Below are 1,840 nucleotides of genomic sequence, written 5' to 3'. Positions count from 1 at the left end.
ATTGTCGTTTGGTCAATAGAAATTCTATCTTGTTTAGTGCGATCCATCGTTTCATCTTAGTCATCTCCCTTTTGTGTTTCTTCAAAGATTGTATCCAACAAGCTACGATTATTGACTTCAATTTCTTGAATCCTACATCCTGCTTGCACTAATAGTTGCCAAAAAGCATCCGCTTCACGTGTAACTACTTGCAAAGCATCTTGTTTTTGTGACCAGTTTTCAACCAAGTTAGACTGCTCAATGACTTCCTTGTATGCCAGAGGAAGGATAAAATGCTTTTCAATTCCCTCACTACGCATAGCTAGAGGCGTCGTATCACGAATCAACTCTCCCTTATTTAAAACCAAAATCCGGTCAGCCGTATGCTCTACCTCTTCAATATAATGAGACGAATAGAGAATGGTGACTCCTTGCGCTTTTAGGTCCCGAACAATTTCCCAAAAACGTTGACGGGTAGAGGTATCCATGGCAGCAGTTGGTTCATCTAAAAAGACAAGCTTTGGTCGCCCAATCAAGGTCAAGACAAAAGAGAAGAGACGCTTTTGCCCGCCTGACAATTTTTCTGCAAATTGCTCTTTCTGTTGCTGTTCAAACTGCAATAGTTGATCAATTTCTTGTCTGCTCAAATGGTTTGGATAAATACTTTGAAAGAAAGCAATTAATTCTTTAACCTTTAATTTCTGTACGATCACATTTTCTTGAGGGAGGTAAGCTCTAGTATAGTCTAACTTAGAACTCGTCACTGGTAAACCTTGAATAGATACTTGACCGCTTGTGACCAGTTTATCTCCAAGCAGACAGTCCAAGAGTGTGGTCTTCCCAGCACCATTTGGCCCAATCAAGGCGACGCATTCACCTTCAGCTACCTCAAAGGAAATATCCTTCAAAATAGCCTTGCCCTTGATGTTTTTATTTAGGCTTTCTACCTTAATCATGTTCATGATATTCTCCTTTCAGCCACTCCTTTCCCATAGGAAAGGCGATAAAAATCATAAATCCTAGTCCCCAGGCACCACGGATGAATTGGTGAAGGAAGGTTTGATCAAACCTTCCTGTAAACATTTCTACCAACCATACCACTAGTGATAGTCCAATAAAAAGATAGAGAAACGCTTTTTTCATTTTTCAAACTCCTTTTTCACATCTGAGACTAATTTCAAACCTTCTCGGATAAGCCAGGACATCATTCCAAATCCTGCAAATAGCTCCCAAGGAAAATGATAGAAATCTTCATCCAATCCTGAGAACATGAGATAAGTCATGACTCCTGCTGCTACTAAACTCATTGCGACAATTACTTTATGTTTCATTTTTTCTTCCTCCACTTGATACATCTAGTATAATTCTTTGAAGGTAGAATCACTAGAAGCTTCTGTCATGAGGAGATATGACAAATGTCATAAAAGATTCTGTTCAAAACAAGCAAGATACACTATACAATAAAACACAAGTAGAAAAATCTAAGGCATCTTCCTCAAAAGAAATATCAAACCCTATTCACACTATAATGTAAACTAATACTTATCTAAACTCGTAATAGAAGCAATTTTTATAACATTGAAACATATATTATAGGTTCAACAAAAACACTTCTATTGCTTTATTAAGAATTAATAAGAATTAATAAGAGTTATAAAATCTATTAAATTTCAATGTGTATAATTAACTACCGTATCTATTAAACAGAGTAAGAAACAAAAAAGAGAAAATCAAACTGATTCTCTCTTAATGTATATAATATCTAGTTAAAAAAAGAAAAAAGATACACTCACGTATCTCTGAAATGAATCGGGAAGACAGGATTCGAACCTGCGACACCTTGGTCCCAAACCAAGTACTC

The 1,840-nt window shown here is 36.5% G+C and carries 3 protein-coding genes; all 3 read right to left on the bottom strand.

What is annotated here, in order from left to right; translation table 11 throughout:
* Positions 1-56: 56 nt before the first annotated feature.
* Genes QZ359_RS03565 through QZ359_RS03555 form a run of 3 tightly spaced genes read right to left on the bottom strand, consistent with a single transcriptional unit; the run spans position 57 to position 1,310 of the window.
* Positions 57-941, bottom strand: coding sequence for an ABC transporter ATP-binding protein (locus QZ359_RS03565; RefSeq protein ID WP_293960091.1), 885 nt, complete (start codon positions 939-941; stop codon positions 57-59).
* The gene (locus QZ359_RS03560) at positions 928-1,122 is read right to left on the bottom strand and encodes a hypothetical protein (protein WP_049499537.1); all 195 of its coding nucleotides are present in this window, start codon (positions 1,120-1,122) and stop codon (positions 928-930) included. Before QZ359_RS03560 ends, QZ359_RS03565 begins: the two co-directional genes overlap by 14 nt.
* Positions 1,119-1,310 carry a hypothetical protein gene (locus QZ359_RS03555; protein ID WP_012972435.1) on the bottom strand — a complete coding sequence of 64 codons (192 nt, stop codon included), beginning with the start codon at positions 1,308-1,310 and terminating at the stop codon, positions 1,119-1,121. The genes QZ359_RS03560 and QZ359_RS03555 overlap by 4 nt, the downstream gene beginning before the upstream one ends.
* Positions 1,311-1,840 lie beyond the last annotated feature (530 nt).

Source organism: Streptococcus sp., from assembly GCF_019414905.1.
Classification (GTDB): domain Bacteria; phylum Bacillota; class Bacilli; order Lactobacillales; family Streptococcaceae; genus Streptococcus.
This window is presented reverse-complemented; position numbering and strand designations above follow the sequence as displayed.

Excerpts from the sequence above, each read along its gene's own strand:
- QZ359_RS03560 (WP_049499537.1), bottom strand. The coding sequence starts at position 1,122 with ATGAAAAAAGCGTTTCTCTATCTTTTTATTGGACTATCACTAGTGGTA.
- QZ359_RS03565 (WP_293960091.1), bottom strand. The coding sequence starts at position 941 with ATGAACATGATTAAGGTAGAAAGCCTAAATAAAAACATCAAGGGCAAG.
- QZ359_RS03555 (WP_012972435.1), bottom strand. The coding sequence starts at position 1,310 with ATGAAACATAAAGTAATTGTCGCAATGAGTTTAGTAGCAGCAGGAGTC.